Here is an 18588-nt window from a genome sequence, read left to right on the forward strand (position 1 = left end):
TTTATTAAGATCTACGATTGGAAAAATAGTTTGTAATATCTGTCAAGGAGTATGTATTCAGACAATTTTTTGCTTCCAGGCCACCTTTCTGTGCAACAAAAATACCATACTGCATGTCCAGTAGGCCCTCAGTGCGATGCGCATCGGGGTTAATGGATAACAATACACCTTTTTCCACAGCATAGCGATGCCATCTCCAATCTAAATCTAGCCTTAAAGGATTTGCATTAATTTCAATGACGACCTTATTCGCGGCGCAGGCATCAATTATTTTTTTAAAGTCGAGTGGATAGCCCGATCTACTTAATAAAAGACGGCCTGTTGGATGTCCCAAAATTGTTGTATATGGGTTTTCAATTGCTTTAATCAATCTGGCGGTTGCTTTTTCCTCATCCATCTTTAAGTTGGAGTGAACAGAGGCGACAACAAAGTCAAATTGTGCTAGTACCTCATCGGGGTAGTCCAGTGATCCGTCGCTTAGAATATCGGATTCTATCCCTTTAAAGATTTTAAAAGGTGCTAGTTTTTCATTTAAGCTGGCAATTTCTTTCCATTGCTCTTCCAATCTTTCGATGGAAAGACCATTTGCATAAACAGCCGTTTTGGAGTGATCACATATTCCGAGATATTCGAGACCTAATGCATCTTTACAATAAAGAGCCATTTGCTCCAAGGTATGTACACCATCACTATAAGTTGAGTGATTGTGCAGCGTTCCCTTAAGGTCTTTAAATTGTATTAATTGTGGTAGTGTATGATTTTGAGCACGTTCAATTTCGTCCAGTCCTTCACGTAATTCCGGTTCAATATAATCAAGTCTTAAGTTACGGTAAATGGCTTCCTCGCTGGAGAGAGAAGGAAGATCAGATAGGATATTGAATAAAAGATCCAAATGGGCCGTCGAACCAGTGCTGAGAATGAGGTCGCGATAAAAATCGTTAATATTCGTACTGAACACCTTGAATGTAAAACCTAATTCATCGGTAATTTCCAGTGAATTCTCTGTTTTCTCCACCAATGTATAATCACCTAGGAATTTCTCCACCGCTTCTATACTTTCGGAAATGAGTAGATCCACTGTGCTTAACACCTCGCATTTTCTTCTAAAATCTCCGGTAAAGGATAGGAGAGACGAGGGGAAATGTGTTTTTAAAATAGCGTAGAATGTATCAGCTTGGGACAATACTTTGGCGTATAGGAACCACCCCTGATTGGATATCGAAAATTCGATGGACTTCTTTATTTCTTCCTGCGTTTTTAATCCAAATCCCTTGGCTTCAACTAGACGGTTTTCATTGCAGGCATACAGTAGTTCGCCTACACTTTCAATCCCAAGGTCTTGCCAGATAATCTGAACCTTTTTTGGACCAAGACCCTTTATGGTTAACATTTCAACAACTCCTGATGGAGTATTCGCCAATAGGACCTGGAGTTCCTTAAACGTTCCGGTTTGTGCGACCTCTTTCGCTTTTTCGGCGGTACTTTTTCCTATGCCAGGCTGTGCGCTCAATTCTTCAAGCGAGGCGTCATCAATACGAAATGGCAATTTGTCCAATTTAAAAGATGCACTAGCCATAGCCTTTGTTCGGAATGGATTTTCGTTGTGAAGTTCCATTAATTGGCTACACAATTTAAAAATTTTAGAGATCGCTTTATTGTCCATCATTGTCGGTGAGCTGTTAGGCTACAAATATCCTAAATTTTGAGCCAAAATACCAACCAAGTCGATAATATAATGCCGTTAAATAATGTGAAAAAGATGATTTTTGTCGAAATCATTCACTGTTTTTTAAAATTAACAACAAAGTGACAAATGACAGCCCGCGTAACCGGGTATTTTGGCTAAGTTTGCCGTTTTTGGGTGTTGAAATCGATAAGGTTTATCGTGTTTTCTGAAAATATACGACAACAATAGGAATGTTATGATAGCAGATATAAATGACAAAGAAGTAAGTGGTCTCTACAAGACAGGTATTATTCAACAGACAGCCTATTGGTCTGCTGTGAAAAAGATGCAGGGGATAGAATCGAAGGCTTTTAATTTCAAATCGAAGCACTCTGATCTTTATATCGGAGTGGAAGACGATACCTATTTTGTAGGGGATCTATTGATTATTATTCAGGCAGTGGATCATGAGCATAGCATCGCGTATGTACCATATGGTCCTGAAATAGAACCATCAGAAGAAAATCAAGGGTCGTTTTTAGAGCAGCTTTCGGAGAGTTTACGTTCTTACTTGCCGCCCAATTGTATTATGATACGATATGATCTGTCCTGGGAATCCCATTGGGCAAAAGATGATGACTGTTATGACCTCTACGGCAATTGGTTAGGCGTTCCTGAAAAACGTATTCAGGAAATGCGCTTTAATTTTAATACTGAAAATTGGAATTTTCATAAAGCGAATACAGATATTCTTCCCTCTAATACCATTTTTATGAACCTTAGAAAAGAAGAAGATCTTCTGTTGGCCAATATGAAATCAAAGACGCGTTACAATATTCATTTGGCTGAAAGGAAAGGCGTAAAGGTTCGTTCTCTTGGTTTAGAGAGCCTGGAGATCTGGTATGAGTTATATCGGCAGACTGCGCTTCGTAATAATTTTTTCTTGCATGATATCAACTATTTCAAGATTGTACTATCTGCCAAGGCAAATGATACTTTGTCTCCAGCAGATGTTTATTTACTGGTTGCCGAGGTGGACAATCAACCTTTGGCTGCAATGTTTCTAGTAATTGCTGCAAATCGGGGAACCTATCTTTATGGTGCCTCCGCTTCCGAGAATCGCAATTATATGGCTACTTATGCCTTGCAATGGCGTGCCATGCAGATAGCAAAGGAGAAAGGCTGTGCGGAATATGATTTCTTTGGCGTATCACCTCAGGCAGATCCTTCACATCCATTATACGGACTTTATAGATTTAAAACTGGTTTTGGTGGTGAGATCTATCATCGAATGGGCTGTTGGGATTATCCATTAGATAATGAGAAGTATCGGTATTATGCCTCCATGGAGTTTAAAAATCAAAGTTATCATTTGAGTTAAGTGTTAAAATACTTCACCCAGGGTCAATCTTACCCCACGGTGATTGGTGCTGACACCATAATCTATGCCGATGTTGGTGCCCGAATTCTTGTTAAATTTAATTCTGGCGCCAGCACCAGTACCGATGTTCCAGTCTGCAAACATGCTATTTTTTGGTCCGTTGACGGTTGTGAAATTTATAAAAGCCACAAAACCGAATAAACCATCGCTGCTGATGTCACGGCGGTACTCTGTTTCCAGATAATACAACGATTTGCCACGGAACCGACTTACGGGAAACCCTCTTCCGGAACTATTGTAAGGATCCCAACCCAAATTAGGTAAATCGAGGTAAGGTGCTTTGCTATTGAATACAGTCCAGAAAAAGCTACGCACAGCAATCATATTCTGCTTATTCGGATCCTGGGTCAAGCGATGGTATCTCCTGATTTCAAGGAATAAGGACTTCCAATTTTGATCGCTTCCCATGAAAACAGGGTTAAGGCGGAATTGTAGATTGGCATAGTTGCCAGACCAGGTATTAATAGAATTCGCACGTGTATCATAAATGAGATTGAGACTCAAGCCTGAAGAAACAGTATGATCTTTTAAATCCGTGCCATAAGGGTAGGAGGTATACTCGTCAAGTGGGATCGCACTCGTGGATTTGATATTCATGCGGTAATCCAGATCATAGCCAATGCCCATAAACAGTCCGCCGTGGATTCTTTTTAGCGCATGTTGATATAGTCTAAAATAAGTATAATCCAAATTGATCTGTTGGTCGCCGTGATGCTCTTTGCCTATTCCCCAAGTCTCATGTGGGTATTTTAATAGCCTGATATCACCATCGATAACCCAAGTATTATCTTTTAACCAGACATAGGAGCGGATGGGGAGGCCGAATCGCTTTCCAAAATTGGTGTATGGAGTGAAAGTAACTTTAGACATATAGGTACTTTTACGCTCACCAAGATAAAACCCTGCTGTGGTACTCGTAATTAAAGCGTGTCCTCCTCCTGGTACATTTGTCGAAAATGGCAGAAATGAAAAGTAAAACTTTTTTCCGGTACTATCGACAGATTGTGGTGGCTGTATGTTAAGGATTGCTTTGCCAATATCGATCAGGTCGCGCTGTTTACTGGTATCAGCAATATGCTTGGTAATTTCTATTTCATTAACAGGTCGTTGTGCATATAATGTAGATTGGAATATTACCAACGAAACCGTCAAAAGGGTATAAATATAACAAAAAGTATGTCGTCTGTCGTCGTGTGCCATGAAAGTATGCAATCTAAGAGGAATTGGACAGAATTGCAATATTCTGTTCAACAAATTATTCTTTCTGTGGAGTTTTATCGATACATCGGTGAAGCCGAATTTTATTCACCTACAAAAAAGCAGCATTTACCGATTTTAATGTAATGTTAATCTAAATGTAATGGAATCAACACATGAGTTGTCTTAACTTTGAATTAGAAAATAAATAAAAAAGAGCGCAACAAATCTAGATTGCCTGCGACAATAGAATAAGAAAATATACTAATACCTTATAAAATAGAAAAGATATGAAAACTTTAGTAAAAACATTTGTAGCAACAGCGATGATCGCAATCTCTACATGCGCTATGGCTTCGGTTAAACCGGAAGAACGTAATTTAATCACCGCCGATCTCGCTATTGACGAATACGTAGGTGCAATGACAGAAGGTCAAGTCGCAAATTTAAACAAATTATTTACCGCTGATTTTAATCAAAAAATATGCGGTAAACAGGATTTGAATCATAGTCGTTCTGATATGATTGCGTTCCTGAAAAAACAAAAAGGAATAAAAATGAATTGTCAAACCACAACACAAATCGTTGAGGAATTACCTGATTATGCCATTGCTAAGGTGACTATGCAATTTGACGGCTTCTCTAAGACCGATTTGATTACGCTTGTCAAAGAAAATGGTGCCTGGAAAATTTCTAAATCAGTTAATTCTTACAAATAGGAATTACTGCCGCAAATTGAAATGATGCTTCGGGAAACTGAACAATGTATAAAAACAACAAAAGAGGCTACTTGCAAAAAGTAGCCTCTTTTGTTTGTGGAGCATATCAGGATCGAACTGATCACCTCTTCACTGCCAGCGAAGCGCTCTAGCCAGATGAGCTAATGCCCCTCCTGTTTTTTTCTGTCGCTAAGATAATACCTTTTTTGTAAATAAAAAATTGATTTTTTATTTTTTTAAGTATTATTATTTATTGCTTCTCGGTAAGTAATTCTTCAGTACGTTGTATCTGCTGATTATCCTTCCATCCATCATGTCCAGGAATAACCATCTTTATCTGGGGATACTTCGCTAATAATCTGGCTAATGCAGGCTTCCATGCTGTGACGTCACCATCAACAATATTACCTAAATTTTTTGCCTCCGAACTTTTGATAAAGCATCCGCCATCTAGAATTTGATAAGCTGGAAACCAGACAACAACATTATCCAACGAATGCCCGGCTCCAAAAAAGTTTAAAACAAAGGATTGACCACCTACATTATATGTCTTATTGGTTTTGACGAGATGTGTCGCTTGCGCTTTTTGATTTGCTTTTAGCAGGTCATTGGTCATTTTCGTCGCATAGGTGGGGATTCCTAATCGATTATAATAGGCAAAACCTCCAGCACGGTCTTCATGCCAATGGGTAGCATAAACGGCAATGACAGGTAAGTCATGTTTTTGTTTTATACTATCCAAAAGAGGTTGATATTGAGTGGAGTCCCAAGGAGTGTCAAATAGAATAACTCCCTTTTTGGTAATTAAGTAGACCGCATTAGCAGCATATTTGGTCCCTTCAAAAGTATTGTAAGTCGTATAAAGATAAAGTTGTGAGTTGATCTTTTCAATGGATAAAGGTTTTTCCTGGGCTTGCAAAGATGAAAATCCGCAAAAAGAAAGACTGAGGAGTAGCGTAAATACTCTTGCTGAGAAGAAAGAAATTATATTTTTAAACATAAGTAAATAAACGATGGTTTGGGATGGATATTGTTTTGTTAGCTATGTTAAATTTTCTCTTTTTACTTGCTACAATGTGCTAATGAAGTCTTCTCGATGTGGTGTGAAAGAATCTATTAATTCGCCTTCTTCGAGGCACTCACAGCCATGGATTAAATCAGGGTAAATGATACAAGAATCACCTACAGTTAAAATCTTGTCTGTGCCATTAATGTGGTATCTAAACTTTCCAGCGCTTACATAAGATGTCTGTGTATGAGGGTGTCTGTGTAGCGCGCCAATCGCACCTTTTTCAAAATGGACTTTCATCAACATTAATTCATTGTTAAATACCAGAATTTTACGTTTAACACCATTACCTAAATCCGTCCAGCTTTGTTCATTATCATGTAAGAATATCGCACTCATTTTAATCACTTAAATTTTGAAAAATTGATCAACAAATCTCTATACTCAATGATAGGAAATAAATATGACTTTTGCAGACCAGTTTGAAAAGTTCTTGATCAGCGTTTATTGTTAGCGAGAAAATACCTCGATTTGCTCGAAAATCTAGGACAACATTTATGACCTGACCATCAAAGTATTTAAAAAAACTGTTATTTTGTATCGGATCAAAGCGAATGTACTGATATGAATTATTTTGATGAACTTATTTCCTTATTAAATGAAGAGCAGCAATATGATAAGATGCAGCATGAAGCATTATTGCTGAAAAATGGCCTAAATGAGAGAAGGATACAGGGAGTGACTTGGTTTCCTATTCAGATAACAGACAGTGAGCTTGGACGAGGTGATTATTTATCAGTTAGCTTAAATAAAACAAATCACTTCGATATTGAACATAGGTTTCGTTTTGGTATGGCTGTTTCACTATTTTCAAACCACGACCCAAAAGCGGACAGGATAGATGGTGTTATATCGTCAATCAATAAAGATAGTATGCAGATTTCATTTCGTATAGATGAATTACCAGATTGGAGTAGGAAGGGAAAACTTGGTGTGGACTTACTGTTTGACGAGCATTCATATCGAGAAATGGCCAGCGCATTGCGCCAGGCAAAGGAACTTGCAACAGACCAGGGGAAAGGTAAATTGATCAGAAAGCTTATTGGTAGTGAACAATTATATGCTACTGGAAAAAAGGAGCTATTTTTTGAGCACCCAGATCTCAATTTAAGCCAGAATAGCGCTGTTCAGCGCGTATTAGATACAACAGATATCGCACTTTTGCATGGTCCTCCGGGTACGGGGAAAACGACTACGCTGATTAAGTCCATAAAAGCGTTGTTGAAGAGTAATAACAAGCAAGTATTAGTTGTGGCGCCGAGTAACACAGCAGTTGATCTATTGACAGAGCGTTTGGACGCTATAGGAATATTGGTCACCCGAATTGGTAATCCGGTTAAAGTTTCCGAACATCTTCAAGCGTTAACTCTTGACAATAAAATAGATCGACATAACGCAAATAAAGATATAAAATCTTTACAAAAACAGATTCGAACCTATCGAGAGATGGCCCAAAAATATAAACGTAATTTTGGTAAGGCTGAGCGTGAGCAAAGGAAAGCGCTGTTTAATGAAGCTTATAGAATCAGAAAAGATGTCGATAGGATTCAGGATTTTATAGTGACGGATATTCTCGACCGGTCTCAGGTAATAACGGCGACACTGGTGGGTGCTAATCAGGATGTCATCCGCAACCGAAGATATGAAACGGTTGTTATCGATGAGGCAGGTCAGGCATTAGAGCCTGCCTGTTGGATTCCCATATTAAAGGCCGACAAATTGGTGTTGGCTGGGGATCATTGTCAACTACCACCAACGGTGAAATCGAATAGGAGCATTGATCATCAACTTAGTACTACACTTTTTGAAAAGTTGATCAGGCAATTCCCCCAAGCAGTTTCCTTGCTCGATACGCAATATCGAATGAATGAACAGATTATGAATTACCCCTCTTTGGCTTTATACGAAGGACGTTTGAAAGCAGACCGTTCAGTTGCACACTGGACGATAACGAATGATAGCGAACCGATCGTATATATTGATACCGCAGGAGCGGGCTTTGAAGAGGAAGAAAGCGATGGCGCAATCTGCAATGTTGGTGAAGCAAGTTTTTTAAAATCTCATCTAAAAACATCTATTGGAAGTTGGGTAGAATCTTGTCCAATCGAAAAATGCCCTAGTATTGGAATTATAGCACCTTATCGAAAGCAAGTATCTTTATTAAAAGAAATGTTGGAGCAAGACCAGGAATTACAGCCATATGCTGCTAGCATTAAGGTGCAGACCATCGATAGTTTCCAGGGACAGGAGAAAGATATTATTTATATCAGTTTGACAAGAAGCAATAACGAACAGCAAATTGGTTTTTTATCAGACGTGCGACGGATGAATGTTGCTATGACACGAGCTAAAAAAAAACTGGTTGTCATCGGCGACAGTGCAACGATCAGTATTCACCCCTTTTATCAGAAATTTATTGCTTACGCAGAGGCCATCGGACATTACCACAGTGTTTGGGAGTGGGATATTGAAAAGATATAATAAAAGCATGTATTTGCATATATTATCATTTCAGATATTCAACTTGTTATTTCTGTGCTTATTCTTTGGTTGTTCTTTGCTATTCCCTTGGAGCTGTTAGGGAGCTGGCTTACTTCTGCTTTGCTGTTTCGTCGCTTATCCGTTAGTGTTATGGCAGTAAAATGGCAAAGAAACAGTATAAGAAGTGTTACGTTCTCCAAAGCCTTGTAGTAAGAAAAGCCAATTAAATATAGTCCCTTGCCGGACACTGAACCTTTGAGACAAAGAAAAACGTTTAAAAGATAGAAGGGGCGGTCTTTTTGGCCGTCCCTTCTATCTTTGTTATACGGAAGTGAAATTCATCCAGTCAGCCTTTTCGTCATAATTCATGAGCGGTTCGGCATTATTGTTATTGGAAAGTTGACCTACTAACATATACAGATCCATACTGACATGCTGGCGTGCGATTTCAGTCATTTTTTCATTAAATCCTGCGTTACTAATTTGCAATACATATTGGAAGCAAACCACACGGGCAATGATCTTCCCAAGGGTGACCATTTCACGTTGTTTGGGTTGAAGCGGGAAGTCGAAATTTAAAATAGAGGAGAAGAAAGGAGCCGCTAGTTCTGTTGCGGGATTTCTTTTCAGAAATGAAAGCAAATTATTTTCCTTATTTTTTCGCATAAGTTTGGCAATAGCCTCAGCGACTTGAGAATAGAGCATCTCATTTGAACCCTCAAAAATCTGAAAAGGTCTGCTATCTACTAAGCCACGACCAGCGACATGATCCAGTCTATAGCCATTTGCTCCAGACAATTGTACACAGATCTGAGCGGATTCATGCATGAGATCTGTCACCAATGCCTTGACACTATTGGCGTCTACACTGTGGCCAGAGAGATCATTATGAATTGAACTAATCGAACTGCTGTAAGCACACATAGCTGAACATATTGTAAAAGCTGCCTGTAAACGCGATAATTGAAACTTGACTGAATCCAATTCATTTAAAGGAATTCCGCTGACGCGTCTTTCGGTGCAATGTTTCATGGCTTCATCTAACATACGTTTTATGAAACCCATACCCATACCTGGAAACTGAAGTCTGCTTCGGTGTAAGGTGTCCAACATGAGTTTTATACCTGTGCTTTCCGGGGTTAATCGGTAATCTATCGGTACCTCGATGTCTATTTTATTGATGCCATAAGGAATAGCATATAGACCGAGACTATTGTATTTTTTTAATACCTCGATTTTTTGCTCGGCAATGGAATTATCGGTGACAAAGAAATCTATATCACGTATAAGTTCCCCATTTTCATTTTTTTTTCGTGCAGTGACCAGCCAAAAATCCGCAGCACCCGTTAAGCCCTGCCAATGTTTCTCGCCCTTAATATGATATTTATCCCCATCTTGCTGATAAAATGTACGCATATTGAGCGCATCACTTCCGTAAGCTTGTTCTGTGATCATTAGTCCGCCCATGGCTTTATTGTCTAAAAAGCGGCGAAATATTTTCTCCTGTAGTAAGGGATTGCCATATTTGGCAAATGGTTCTAAAAATAGCGCGATATTAATTCCAAAGATCAGAGAAAGGGATAGTGATTCATAAGAAGCAGCAGCTAGCACGCCTAGACACTCTTTTACATGTAGCCCGCGGCCACCAAGATGCTCTGGAATAGCGACCGACAATGGTTTCATTTCCATGATTTCACTTAAAAACTGAGGTGGTAAACCACGTGTTAAGCTAAGGTTATTATAGTCATACTCCGTATGGAATAAATTTGACAATCTTTCTTTGAAGTTTTCGATATATAAATCGAAATCCTGCATCTTGTTTGTGTGTGCTAAAACGTTAGACATCGCTAGTTATTGATTAAATGATAAAACATTTGCAATAGTAGATGTATACGATATATCCTTAAGATAGCTGTGATTTACTCCTACATCCCGATCGCTAAACAAAAATAACCCATATCATTGTGATTAGCCTGTCCACTTCCGTATAAAAGATAGGACAAATCGTGCATGTCTAAAAAATTAGGTTGCCTTGTTTCGATAAGAAGTTGGTGAAGTTCCTACGATTTTTTTAAATAGTCGAGAGAAATAAGAAGGATCCGAAAAATCGAGTTCATAACAGATGTCAGCAATGCTTTTATTCGATTCAAACAGAAGAAATTGACTATGCATAATGAGGACCTCTAAAATTAGCTCTTTGGATGATTTTTTGAATACCGAAAATACACAACGATTTAGGTAATTGGTCGATACAGCGAGCTTATCAGCATAAAAACCAATATGTTTTTGTTTTTTGAAGTTTTTGTGCACAAGCTGTTTAAACATCATTGCAATTTCCTGTCTGCGGTTGAGCGCTTGATTGGAAGAAGATAGCTTAATTATCTTTAGTAAAAGAGATTTTAGTAAACTTTCAAACAATTCTTTATAGGGTGACTCAGAAAGTAATTCATTGTAAAGTAACTTGAAGAGCTCGTTGAGATCTGCGCTATCCTGTTTTGCTAGATTAAGTAATGGGGAAATATTAAAAATATTCAGAATCTCCTGCTCCCTAAATATGGAAGTCATTGCATTGTCATTGATTAATACGCAATGTCCCTTTGCTGATTTGTCAACAGATTTAATAGTGGAGATGTTGCCATAATTGCTCGTGAGAATCGCAGGTGCTTTTACCACATATTCTTTCGCTCCGATTTTGTGCTTAAAATGACCCTCTGTTATATGTACCAAGAGGTTATATCCCAAGAAAATAGGGGGAGTAGGAAATTTAATATAGGGCGCAATTTCACTGAGCTGAAATATCTTAACTGGAGACTGTTGGTATCTAAGGTGTTTCAGACTACCCGTCATAAATCTATCTACAAACTCACCTGCATTTACCTGCTTTTCCATAGTCCATTTACGTTTGCTGTAAAATCAATAAGCTTTTCATTTTTTTTCTGCTATTAATGTCCTAAACGGATACTTGCTAATATCAGGATAATATTCCAAAATTAAATGGGATAAAATAGTTTTGTCATATAAAATATCTATACGTTTCTGAATTGAAAAATAATGTTTTCACACTGCTTATTTCCTAAATATTATAATCAACAATTTGAGCACGATAATTTTCGTTTGGATGTTTTTTCATTGTTAAGCTCATGAAGACATGATTAATATTGATGCGTTAAGAGAGCAAAAGTATAGGTTATTTGTATTTTATTGTAGCGACTAATCGTTTAAGATAGGATTCTTATGTAGATTCTAATTGGGAGGCAATGATAGAATCATTTAAGATATTAAAGCTGGAGTCCTAGCAATGTTTTAGGAAATAATTTTTAGGATTAATTGATAAAGATGAGACAATAATTTTTAAATTATAGTCCTATCTTTATAAGATACAAATTTATCGTATAATGAGTTTGAGATACGAACGTAATATCATTCATATAAAAGAGGAGGAGCAAAAGTGTATTAAGAATTTTCCGGTGCTGATTGGAGGCTGCGGTATAGGTAGTTATATTGCCGAGTGTTTATTGCGGATGGGCTTTGAAAATTTGACAATAATTGATGGTGATACTGTAGAACTAACAAATCTCAATCGACAGAATTATGTCACGGACGATATTGGTGTCAATAAGGCTATTGCTTTAAAACAGCGATTGATATCCATTAATCCTGAAGCGAATATTAAGGCCTATAGCGAATTTATAGACCGGAACAATTTATATAGTCTTGATTTAAGCTGTAAAGTTGCCATCAATGCCCTGGATTTTTCTTCGGATATTCCTTTTTTATTTGATGAATATATGGCACAAAAAAGTGTACCTGTTGTTCATCCTTATAATTTGGGCTGGGCTGGATTTTTAACTGTAATTACACCGGAAAGCCGTAATTTGAGATCACTTCATAAAGAACATCATGCATTTGAGATAAATGTTGGACAATATATTGTTGATCGGTTACAAAAAAAAAATATTGATACAAAATGGCTAGAAGATTTTCTTTCAGAATATGGTAAAATAGCAATGGATTCTCCTCCGCCACAGTTGTCATTGGGACTATATGTGCTGTCAGGAATGGTCTGTCAGCTTGTGTTTAATATCGCTACAGAAAAAGAGATAAAAGTGTTTCCTGAATCTTATTATTTGTCTCTAAAATAATTATAGCGTTAAATATATTATTTTTCTTTTTCTACATAACACATTGTGGCGTTAAAAATTTAGAATAAAAGTCTTTATTTTTATAGTTCTTGGTTGCTATCTACATGAATTGGACGTCTGAAAATTATTACTTTACTAAACTTGAGAAGAAAGAACTTTCAGAGTTCATTCATTTTTATTTAGGAACGACAAGAGAATTCTTTCATCTGGATAATGCTCCCGATGAAGAGTACTCACGCCAATATGAGAATCTGATTCGAGAAGACCTGCTTTTTTTTGATAAATCAATTTATTACGTTATACGTGATACAAAAAAACATGCCATACAAGCCTCTATTCGTATTACTTATTGGGATAGGGAAACTACATTGCCAATTCAACAGTTGTTTTCAATAAAAAAGGAAAATCTCCTGATCGCTGAGATTGATCATTTTTGGCATATAGGGCGTTTCATTATTTCACAAAAAATCATGGGGCAGCGCATCAGTATTCTCAAAAAGATGCTTTTTGATGCATTTTTTCCTCCATTTTATTTAGGGAATGGGTTAGTTATTGCAGAATGTGATAAAAAATTGGTTCGTACATTGTTTAATTTAGGAATACCTTCTTATCAATTAGGCATTCCAATTATTTATTTATATTCGGAAACGTTGCCTATATATATAAAAACAACATGGCTAGATTCTTTTATAGAAAAGAATAAATTGGCACAGTATTGTTTTGGCAATACAATAGACGCTCATAAAATCTTTGATATAGCAAAAAAAATACCTCCCTATAAGCATGATAAGGATCGTGATGCTAATTAAAATAAAGACTGCTCAATTGCTAAAGCGGTGGCCTCTGTGATACTTTTTACTTTTAGCTTGGAGAATATCTGCTTTTTGTGAAATTTTATTGTGTCGATCGAAACGTAAAGCCTATCTGCTATCTGATCCATAGTCAATCCTTGGGCAGAAAATAAAAGAATGTCTTTTTCTCGAGGTTTAAGTTTGACATGCGGAGCTTCGACCCAACGATCTGTTTCCAAATTATATTCAAATTGTTTTCCATTTTCATCAGACTTAAATTTAATATTTCCTGCATTCGCGTGCGAAGAAATGGAAACAACACAAAGCGCTATCCAGGGGTTCGAAGATTTATCTAAAAGTATCGGCTTAAGTTTGTGATTTATTAACAAAGGTTTCCCATTCGATTGTTTCAAATGGAAATCATAGGATATGGAATGTGTTAATCTTTCCTCCTTCGAAAGGTTTTCAAAAAAATCAAATCCAACATCGTTTATTTTTTTTAATAACTGTATATCCTGTTCTGGTACGTTGTCAAAATAATGTTGATAACCTTTCTTTAAAACTTCAGCCGGAGAGTTTCCACATAAGAAGATGGGGTTGTCAGACACAAATAGAAAGCTCTTTTTAGAATAGTCAATTAGGTATATACTTTGATAGGTTAATCTGCTCAAAGACTGTGCAAAATTTATAAAAGCATCTATAATTTCATAATCATCTTTGCTAAAGGTATCTTTAACGTGTACCGGCTTAAAAAAATCTTCAATCTCAATCTTCATAGTATTAATGGCAAAAATGATATATTATTGTGTTTTAGAAATTGCTGTGTTATGCAAAAACAAATACATAATCACGATTTCTATGTACACTATTGTTTTTTACAATCAAGCCTTTGTATAATTTCCATAACAGCATTTAAGCGTTAAATGTCTATCTTATTATCTTAAAGGTATCTACACAAATGTGTAGAATGTGATTTAGATAATAGGATTACTGTTTTTACTCATTACCTTTGCACCGTCTTAGCAATTAATTATATAAATATAACCTATCGGACTGAAAAAACCAATATTATTTATTGCATGATAAGAGATTTTCGGAAAGTTTCGGGTAATTCCGGTAGCTGACGCTAAGAAGGTATCATGAGTAAATACATTATGTTTAGTTTTTCTTATTTATAATTTCTTGAAATATAGATTTTTAAGAATAATATCCAGCCAAATTTACCCTATAGTCTATTTAATGTTTCCTGGAGTAGGTGATCGTTAATGGCAACTACTGAATGTTGTTTATCATTAGTTTTTTATTACAAACATGAAAGGTTCAAAACTGCAATGAAGGTTTTGAAGTTTTGTTTTGGAAGATTAAAAAAGAAGTTTCTGATCAAAGACGATTTTAAAATAGATCTATATTTCAATTTCATTTTTTAAACCTACTTTAAAATCACAAAGATGAGGCAAACACTGTTTCTATGAGGTGTCCGATTGTAGAGATAAAATACGTGAATCAACAGCTTTTTAACATCTTATTTTATGTATGTACATTTAAATTGTTTTTGTTTGGTGTTTATTCTTTTTTATAGTAATATTGTATACATAATTATTTTTTTTGGCTTATTAATTAGTTTTAGACTACTTTTTTGTTATTTTTCATGTATATACAATATTGTTTTTATTGGTAATTTAGTTTGGTTCGAGATGATTTTTTGCTATTCATTTTAATTCTCATAAGGACAGTATATAAAGTAACGAGCGAATAAAAGCAAAGGATTAAATATATTTTATTCTAAAATTCATACATTATGAAAATACATTTCCCTACTTTCATTCTCACAGGCTTGTTGCTAATCTTGGAGCAAGTTGTTGTGGGGCAGGAGAATACCATTTGGCAACTGGGTAATCCCGATGGCTCCAGTCATGAATTCGCATTAGCTCCGCACGATTATAAGAAGTTTCTTGAACATGATTTCGGCTATGAAGATAATTATTTTATTGTAGGACAGTCTTCCTTATCACGGGATCTTCCCTACGTGTTGCCGGGGCCTGCCAATGAATGGGGCGGGACAGGCGGAACTTCTGGTTTGCGGACTCACTTTTTAAATTTATATAGTGTAGTGAGCGGTAAAGTAGAAGGTGGTAAATGGGCGCTGGAAGTTAAGTTAGCAAATAGCGATCCCAAAAATAAGCCGACCTTACAGATCTCTGTCAACGGCAAATCCTATAATTACGATCTGAATAATGGGGAGGGACAAAGTGATCCGATTGGTACGAATGTGAAGTCAGCGACTTCAACAATACGGATTCCATTACCTGAAAACCTTATTTCTAAAGGATTTAATCAAGTGACCTTTACAGTAATAAAGGGGGGATGGGTTGAGTTTGATTCTTTTAAATTATTGGGCCCTGTACAGGTAAAATTGTTAACTGATTACACTTCAATAGTAAAAAGCGTACGACAATCGGAATTTGAGCTGTCAAACGGAAATGAACGCATCCAGCATATGCTCATCGATCTATTGAAATTGAAAGACGATGAACGAGTAAAAATATTGTTGGATGGAAAGAAGATCTATGAGAAAACCCATGAGAAAGGGTTCTCTCGGCTTGAAATCCCAATGCCTTATACTTCGAAAGAGGTTCAAAGCAAATATGCAATATATGTCAACGATAAATTAATCCGTTCGTCTTCGATAAAACGTTCTCCCAAAAGATTAGGTGGTGTTTCAGATTATGTCAATACCATGATGGGAGCAGCACATTCCAGATGGATGCTGGCTCCAGGGCCATGGATGCCATTTGGGATGGTAAAGATTAGCCCGGATAATCAGAATATTGGTTGGCAAGCAGGTTACGAGCCTTCAATAGAATCCATTGGAACCTTTAGCCATATACACGAATGGACGATGGCTGGACTGGGGACATTTCCGACAGCTGGTCAATTGAAAACGGATGTAGGGGATCAATATAGCGTACATTCAGGTTACCGTTCAGCAATAGATAAAAAGAGTGAGCAGGCTCCATTAGGGTATTATTCCGTCCATCTACTTGACCAGGATATTGATGCAAAATTAACTGCGGGGACGCGATCCAGTTTCCAGAAATATACTTATCATAAATCGGATACCGGCCGTGTGATGATTGATCTTAAAGTGAACGGAGAATATGATTATAAGATCAAAGATCTTTCCCTAAAAAAGGTCTCTGATAATAAGGTTATTGGCTACAGTAGCCAGTTGTCAGAAAATGTATGGTCTACAGATGCAAAGCAAGATTATGTTGTCTATTTCGTCATGGAATTTGATAAACCAATTATCAATTTTGGAACTTGGCATGACGGTAAAATAACAGATCAGTCTGATCTGGTTGCTGACAGCGCTCAATTTGCCGGTATGTATGTTGAATTTGATGTCCGCAAAGACAGAGAGGTCCAATTGCGGACCGGAATCTCTTATGTCAGTGTGGCGAACGCAGCAGAAAATCTGAAAACCGAACTTTCAGATCCGTTTGGCTGGTCTTTTGACCGTGTAGTCGCTAACCAACATCGGGTGTGGAATGAATTATTGGAACGATTGGAGATAAAGAGTGATGATTATTTGGAAAAAGAGAAATTTTATACAAATATGTATCGTACATTGGCTAGCCGCAATATATTTAGTGATGTCAATGGACAATGGCGATCTTCTGATGAAGTAATCAGAACAATGAAACGTCCGGGTGATCTAGCCTTAGGCTGTGATGCTTTTTGGAATACGTTTTGGAACTTAAATCAGTTTTGGAATCTAGTTGCCCCGGAATGGTCGAATAAATGGGTGCGGTCACAGTTGGCTATGTATGATGTCAATGGTTGGCTGGCAAAAGGACCTGCCGGGATGGAATATATTCCAGTAATGGTTGCTGAACATGAGGTTCCTTTGATCGTAGGGGCATATCAGATGGGAATACGGGATTATGATATCTCAAAGGCATTTGAAGCGGTCAAGAAAATGCAGACAACAAGTCCGCTAAAATTCGAAGGTGGCTTCGCTGGTAATCGGGACTTAGATGTTTACTTGAAGTATAAGTATGTTCCGTATGACCTGGGCCGTTTCTCTAATTCAATGGAATATAGTTTTGACGATTGGACGGTAGGCCAATTCGCGAGATCATTGGGAAAAGAAAAGGAATATAGCTATTTTAACGATAGAGGAAGCTGGTGGAAGAATGCGATAGATATTAAAAGCGGCTATGCAAGGATGAAAGATGCGAAGGGGGAATGGTATCCTGACTTTGATCCATTTAAATCAGGGGCCAATCATCATTATGTGGAAGGTAATGCCTGGCAGCTGACATTCTTTGTACCTCAGGATATTCCAGCATTAGCAAAAATGATTGGTGAGGATGTCTTTTTAAAACGTTTGGAATGGGGTTTTGGAGAAAGTGAAAAATGGCGCTACAATGGGCCAAATGATCAATATTGGGATTATCCTGTTGTTCAGGGAAATCAGCAGTCCATGCATTTCGCTTATATCTTTAATTGGTTGAAAAAGCCCTGGCTTACACAAAAATGGAGCCGGTCTATCGGTGAGCGCTATTACGGACAAGGGATTTCTAACGCCTATCTCGGAGATGAGGATCAAGGACAGATGAGTGCCTGGTATATTATGAATGCAATAGGATTATTCCAGCTAGATGGTGGTACAAGAGTAAAACCGATTTATGAAATAGGAAGTCCCGCTTTTGAAGAAATTAAGATTAAGCTGGGACGCCAATATGGTCGGGGTGAACAATTTACAATTAAAGCTAAAAATGCGAGCAGAAAGAATATATATATTCAGCGGGCCGTTTTAAACGGAAAGCCCCTTAACACGTTTTATTTCGACGCGGGAGAGCTGTTAAAGGGTGGTGAATTAGTTTTAGAAATGGGAAATAAGCCTAATATGCAATGGGGCTTGTCACATTAGTACCGCACTACTGTTATCCGCTTTTGTTGGAAAGCTGTGCTAGCCTTATCATTTTCCTCAACAAACAGGACTGTTTGTTAAAGTTTGGTTAAACACGAGGGAAGAGGATAACAAAGTTCGATGGGTGGCGTTATGTGTGTAGTTTT

Annotated in this window: 13 protein-coding genes and 1 tRNA gene; 6 read left to right on the forward strand and 8 right to left on the reverse strand. The window is 37.3% G+C overall.

Annotated features, from left to right (window positions below; translation table 11 throughout):
- Window positions 1-4: 4 nt before the first annotated feature.
- Window positions 5-1663: a DNA polymerase/3'-5' exonuclease PolX gene (locus B4A24_RS18630; protein WP_293946546.1), complete on the reverse strand. Its 1659-nt coding sequence runs from the start codon at window positions 1661-1663 to the stop codon at window positions 5-7.
- A gap of 259 nt (window positions 1664-1922) precedes the next feature.
- On the opposite strand from B4A24_RS18630, the gene B4A24_RS18635 reads away from it, so the two are divergent.
- Window positions 1923-3047, forward strand: a complete 1125-nt coding sequence (locus B4A24_RS18635) for a lipid II:glycine glycyltransferase FemX (protein WP_293946514.1) — start codon at window positions 1923-1925, stop codon at window positions 3045-3047.
- A 3-nt stretch (window positions 3048-3050) separates the two neighbouring features.
- Here B4A24_RS18635 and B4A24_RS18640 read toward each other — a convergent pair whose 3' ends face one another.
- Entirely contained in the window at window positions 3051-4307 is a 1257-nt protein-coding gene (locus B4A24_RS18640) for a hypothetical protein (protein WP_293946515.1), read from the reverse strand.
- A 287-nt stretch (window positions 4308-4594) separates the two neighbouring features.
- On the opposite strand from B4A24_RS18640, the gene B4A24_RS18645 reads away from it, so the two are divergent.
- A complete protein-coding gene (locus B4A24_RS18645) occupies window positions 4595-5023 on the forward strand; it encodes a nuclear transport factor 2 family protein (protein ID WP_293946516.1) in 429 nt (142 codons plus the stop codon).
- Between the two features lie 97 nt (window positions 5024-5120).
- Here B4A24_RS18645 and B4A24_RS18650 read toward each other — a convergent pair.
- The 3 genes from B4A24_RS18650 to B4A24_RS18660 form a co-directional block, all read right to left on the reverse strand.
- Window positions 5121-5194, reverse strand: a tRNA-Ala gene (locus tag B4A24_RS18650).
- Window positions 5195-5273: 79 nt separating this feature from the next.
- Window positions 5274-6023, reverse strand: a complete 750-nt coding sequence (bla, locus tag B4A24_RS18655; RefSeq protein WP_293946517.1) for a BlaB/IND/MUS family subclass B1 metallo-beta-lactamase — start codon at window positions 6021-6023, stop codon at window positions 5274-5276.
- A gap of 69 nt (window positions 6024-6092) precedes the next feature.
- Window positions 6093-6431 carry a cupin domain-containing protein gene (locus B4A24_RS18660; protein WP_293946518.1) on the reverse strand — a complete coding sequence of 113 codons (339 nt, stop codon included), beginning with the start codon at window positions 6429-6431 and terminating at the stop codon, window positions 6093-6095.
- A gap of 225 nt (window positions 6432-6656) precedes the next feature.
- On the opposite strand from B4A24_RS18660, the gene B4A24_RS18665 reads away from it, so the two are divergent.
- Window positions 6657-8573 carry an AAA domain-containing protein gene (locus B4A24_RS18665; RefSeq protein WP_293946519.1) on the forward strand — a complete coding sequence of 639 codons (1917 nt, stop codon included), beginning with the start codon at window positions 6657-6659 and terminating at the stop codon, window positions 8571-8573.
- Window positions 8574-8894: 321 nt separating this feature from the next.
- On the opposite strand, the gene B4A24_RS18670 is transcribed toward B4A24_RS18665, so the two are convergent.
- Window positions 8895-10418, reverse strand: a complete 1524-nt coding sequence (locus tag B4A24_RS18670) for an acyl-CoA dehydrogenase family protein (RefSeq protein ID WP_293946520.1) — start codon at window positions 10416-10418, stop codon at window positions 8895-8897.
- Window positions 10419-10595: 177 nt separating this feature from the next.
- The gene (locus tag B4A24_RS18675) at window positions 10596-11462 is read right to left on the reverse strand and encodes a helix-turn-helix domain-containing protein (RefSeq protein WP_293946521.1); all 867 of its coding nucleotides are present in this window, start codon (window positions 11460-11462) and stop codon (window positions 10596-10598) included.
- Between the two features lie 506 nt (window positions 11463-11968).
- Here B4A24_RS18675 and B4A24_RS18680 point away from each other — a divergent pair.
- Both B4A24_RS18680 and B4A24_RS18685 read left to right on the forward strand, forming a co-directional pair.
- Complete coding sequence (locus B4A24_RS18680; RefSeq protein WP_293946522.1) at window positions 11969-12715, forward strand: HesA/MoeB/ThiF family protein; 747 nt, start codon at window positions 11969-11971, stop codon at window positions 12713-12715.
- A gap of 104 nt (window positions 12716-12819) precedes the next feature.
- Entirely contained in the window at window positions 12820-13524 is a 705-nt protein-coding gene (locus B4A24_RS18685; RefSeq protein ID WP_293946523.1) for a hypothetical protein, read from the forward strand.
- On the opposite strand, the gene B4A24_RS18690 is transcribed toward B4A24_RS18685, so the two are convergent.
- Complete coding sequence (locus B4A24_RS18690; RefSeq protein ID WP_293946524.1) at window positions 13521-14282, reverse strand: response regulator transcription factor; 762 nt, start codon at window positions 14280-14282, stop codon at window positions 13521-13523. The two genes, B4A24_RS18685 and B4A24_RS18690, sit on opposite strands and share 4 nt — an antisense overlap.
- Window positions 14283-15304: 1022 nt before the next feature.
- On the opposite strand from B4A24_RS18690, the gene B4A24_RS18695 reads away from it, so the two are divergent.
- On the forward strand, window positions 15305-18442 hold the full coding sequence (locus B4A24_RS18695) for a GH92 family glycosyl hydrolase (protein WP_293946525.1): 3138 nt from the start codon (window positions 15305-15307) through the stop codon (window positions 18440-18442).
- Window positions 18443-18588: the final 146 nt, after the last annotated feature.

The sequence above is a fragment of the Sphingobacterium sp. UBA7249 genome (assembly GCF_002472835.1).
GTDB lineage: Bacteria > Bacteroidota > Bacteroidia > Sphingobacteriales > Sphingobacteriaceae > Sphingobacterium > Sphingobacterium prati.